Origin of the sequence: uncultured Campylobacter sp., from assembly GCF_938045405.1 — a bacterium.
Classification (GTDB): domain Bacteria; phylum Campylobacterota; class Campylobacteria; order Campylobacterales; family Campylobacteraceae; genus Campylobacter_B.
Genome location: NZ_CALIMW010000157.1, coordinates 1 through 3,887, shown reverse-complemented (window position 1 = coordinate 3,887; position 3,887 = coordinate 1). Strand labels below are relative to the sequence as shown.

The following is a 3,887-nucleotide window of genomic DNA, read 5'->3' as shown; positions in this document are numbered from 1 at the left end:
CGAATGCGAATGTAAGCACAAATTCGATATAATTTTGATAGAGGTTAAAGCCAAAGGGTCGCAACCTCTGGCTTTAAATTTCACCTCTGAAGGGAGGTGGTTAATTTGAACCGCCTAATGTTCTTAATTGTAATTATAGCACTTTGTTTGCTAGTTACAAAGGCTTCATAAGCCTAGCCCCCTAGTGGGGCTTTAAGAGCATTGACAGCCCTTTGGTTTCTTTCTATTCTAAACAAAACAGCCCCTTATCATCTCCCCAATAATTGCTAGAGCTTTGCGGAGCGTAGCGACTATGCAAAGCGTAAAAGCTCGCGGACGAAAATTGCGCTAGCAATTTGAGCGCTGCTGAAGCGTCCGAATTTTTAGTCAGATTTTTTCAAAAAAGTGGTCGATTTTTTTTCGCGCGCACGTTTTAACATCTTTTTATAAACTCTTTTATATCTTTTAGGGGTCGTGCTAGCCACGATGGGAACGGCTCTAGCGAAACCATAAGGCAATAAATTTACGCTGATAGGGCAATAAATTTACGGCAGATAGGGCAATAAATTTACGCTGATAGGGCAATAAATTTACGCTGATAGGGCAATAAATTTACAGCAATAAATATCTTTACATATTGCCTTATTTTTTATATAATAGGGCAATAGATTTTAAAAGGTATTTTCTTATGAAAGAAATTGTCAAATACTCAAACGAACTAAACAAGGTAAATTTCAGCTCTCTAAAAGAAACACAACTCAACGTGCTTTTTACAATCCTAGCCAAAATACGCCACGAAAACACAAAAGATGGCATTACAATCCCCACAAAAGAGCTATTTGAATTAGCCGACATTAATAACGGTGGCGGTTATAGGGCTAATCTTTTAAGTAGCTTGGGAGTATTACAAGATTTTAAAATTCAATACACTTATGAGCGAAACAGCGATAAAAACGCAACAGCCCAAGAAGTTATATTCCCAAGACTACAAATTTACGATGATAAAAACGGCGAAGTTTTAAACGTCAAAGTTTCAGAAGCATTTAGGGAGCGGTATTTAAAGGCAATGCCACAATTTACGCGCTTTGAGCTTGAAGAGTTTGTAAATCTAAGCGGCACTTATGCAAAAACAATCTATCGCTTTTTAAAACAATACCGCCAAACAGGGGTTTGGCGCGTAAAATATAAAGATTTTATCGAGCTTTTAGGTATTCCCGAAAGTTACCGCGCAACAAACATAGACCAACAAATTCTAAAGCCAGTTATCAAGCAGTTATCCACTGAACGCAACTTATTTGATTTACGCAGGATACCATTTAAAGGACTTATGGTGCGAAAAATAAAAAGTGGTAAATTTATAGAAGCCTTAGAGTTTTGCTTTATGCCGCAGCCCGTTTCAGAGCTTGAAAAGGACGAGAAAGAGAACGAAAGAAATCTAGCAACTATTGCAAGAGATATCCAAAGAGAAGATAGGCTGCGATCTTTGAAACAAAACAAAATCGACGAGCTAAAAGCCTATCTTTTCCAAAGTGTCAGAGTTAAAAATCCAAACACCCAAGAATATGACACCCTAAAAATTATTGAGCTAAATTATTACCAGGATAAAATCAAAGCCAAGCTAAAAAATTCTGATGATGACTACATAACCGAAATGACTTTCGAGAGCATAAAACACCTACAAAATTTCTTAGGTTTTTAGTCAGAGTTTCGACAAATTTATTTCAGAGTTTCAATCATTTTTTTTATGCTATAATTCCCCCAATGTATTAATTTTTATTCTAGGCGAGCATACTCAAGGTAATACCTAGCGGTATTCCTTGAGGCTCGCAAGGGGCTTTGCCCTTGACCCACAAAAGGGGCTTGCAGCCCCCTTTGAACCCCTGCTAAAAAGGAGCAATTTTGGCTGAGCAAAATGAGAAAAAATTTTTTGTCCGATCAATAAAATTCAACGAGGTCGAGCAAGAAAAAATTAACCAAATTTTGAGCGAAACAAATCTAACTTTTAGCCAACTTGTTAAATCAAAAATCTTTTTGAACCAACAAGACCAAATAAAGCAGGTCAAGAAAATGCAGAAAATCAAAGAGCTAGCACAAATAAGCGGATCAAAATATGACCTGGTAGATCAAGTTAGGCGCATAGGGAACAATTTAAACCAAATAGCGCGCCGTTTAAACGAAAATAAGCAAGGGGTAGTATCAACCATTGTTTTAAAAGAGATCGTTGAAATTAAAGCCCTTTTAGAGCGTTTAAAGGGTTAATGTGCTTGTTAAGTTTTTTGAAAATAACAAGGGCGGCGGAGTTGGCAGCGTCTATTATTTGTTAAATGATAGGGTGCAAGAAGGCACAGCAAAGCTGCTAAGGGGCGATAAAGAGCTAACCCTAGCCTTAATTAATTCAATCGAGTATAAGCACAAGGTAACCTTTGGCAGCCTAAATTTTACTGAGAAAAATCTAACCGATGAAGTAAAAACCGAGATAATGGATAGATTTGAAAAAATGCTTTTGGCAGGGCTTGAAAGGGATAAAAACTTTAATATTCTTTGGGTAGAGCATACCGACAAAGAAAACCACCTCGAGCTTAATTTTGTAATCCCTAAAATTGAACTTCAAAGCCTTAAATCACTCCAACCATACTATCACAAAGCCGATCTTTCAAGGGTCGATACATTCAAAGAAATTATAAATCTCGAATACGATCTAAGCGATCCAAACGATCCAATTAGGGAAAGCACCATAATAGGCAGCCGAAAGAAAAAAGCACTTTTTCAAAACGTCCAAGAGCTTGAAGACATCATCAAAGAGCAGGTTATAAGCCACTATCTTAACTCACGAGATGAAGTTATAGCCTACTTAAGAGAAAACGGCGTAGAAGTGCCAAAGATAAGCAAAGAATACATCAGCATTAAACTACCTGAAGCAAAAAAAACTACAAGATTAAAAGGAGCAATTTTTAATGAGCGATTTACAGACTTTGAAAGCCTTACGGCAGAACTTGGACGAGTGGAAGCAAGAGTTAGGGAGTATCAAAGAGAGCGTATCGCAAACCGCGTCCCAAGGCTTAGAGAGCTTTATGCAAAACTTGAACGATTATGTGATGCCAAAGCTCGAGAAAACAACAAGCGATTTGAGCGAAGCAGCAAAAGAAATAACGGACGAATTGAACGAAGCAACGAAAGAGATCAGGAACGCGAAAAAGGAGCTATTACAAACAATAATGACCGAAGTCAGGTTCGATATGAACTTGCAGAAACAAATCAAAACAACCTACAAGGACGAGCAGAGAGCGCGCCTATACAAAGCCCTGAGCCAAACACTGGAGTATATGAACAAGGAACAAGCCTTGATAATAGTAGTCGCAGTCGTATTTTTGGCGGCGGGCTATATCCTTTGCAAGATAATATCATAAGGGGCAGCGATGAACGAGAAAGAATTTTACGAGAGCTTATCAACTCAACTATTGAGCGAAATAGAGAAAGAGCGAGAAGGTCAAGCGAAGCTATTGAGCGAGCTAAACAACAATTTGAAGAGGCTATTAGAAGCACAAGAGCAAGAGAGAAACGCCATATTGAGCAGAATGCAGAGTTTAGAATTTGGCTTAGCGGAGCTATCGAGAGCTTTAGAGAGTGGAGCAGAGAGCGGACAAGAAGACATCTTGCAGGACTTCGCGAACTTACTCAATCAATTTGTGGGGCAATTTCAAGCACAATTCAAACCGCTATACAATCGCTTGGGGATACAGCTGCCAGAATTGAAGCAAATAACGATCGAGAGCAAGAGAAAAGACAACAGCAGCAGAGCCAGAACGTTTATGAGCAGCCTAAAGCCGAGATAGAGGAACACCACAACACAAGACGAATGCGAATGTAAGCACAAATTCGATATAATTTTGATAGAGGTTAAAGCCAAA

Annotated in this window: 3 protein-coding genes; all 3 read left to right on the top strand. The window is 38.5% G+C overall.

All coding sequences use genetic code 11. From position 1 onward, the window contains the following. Positions 1-667 precede the first annotated feature (667 nt). The 3 genes from Q0140_RS06075 (at position 668) to Q0140_RS06065 (ending at position 3,847) form a co-directional block, all read left to right on the top strand. Complete coding sequence (locus tag Q0140_RS06075; protein WP_297962810.1) at positions 668-1,678, top strand: replication initiation protein; 1,011 nt, start codon at positions 668-670, stop codon at positions 1,676-1,678. A 200-nt stretch (positions 1,679-1,878) separates the two neighbouring features. Then, positions 1,879-2,238: a plasmid mobilization relaxosome protein MobC gene (gene mobC / locus Q0140_RS06070; RefSeq protein WP_103578075.1), complete on the top strand. Its 360-nt coding sequence runs from the start codon at positions 1,879-1,881 to the stop codon at positions 2,236-2,238. A 1-nt stretch (position 2,239) separates the two neighbouring features. After that, a complete protein-coding gene (locus Q0140_RS06065) occupies positions 2,240-3,847 on the top strand; it encodes a relaxase/mobilization nuclease domain-containing protein (protein ID WP_297962805.1) in 1,608 nt (535 codons plus the stop codon). Positions 3,848-3,887 lie beyond the last annotated feature (40 nt).

What these genes read in the sequence shown, in the direction of transcription:
- Q0140_RS06075 (WP_297962810.1), top strand. Translation starts at nt 668, where the DNA reads ATGAAAGAAATTGTCAAATACTCAAACGAACTAAACAAGGTAAATTTC.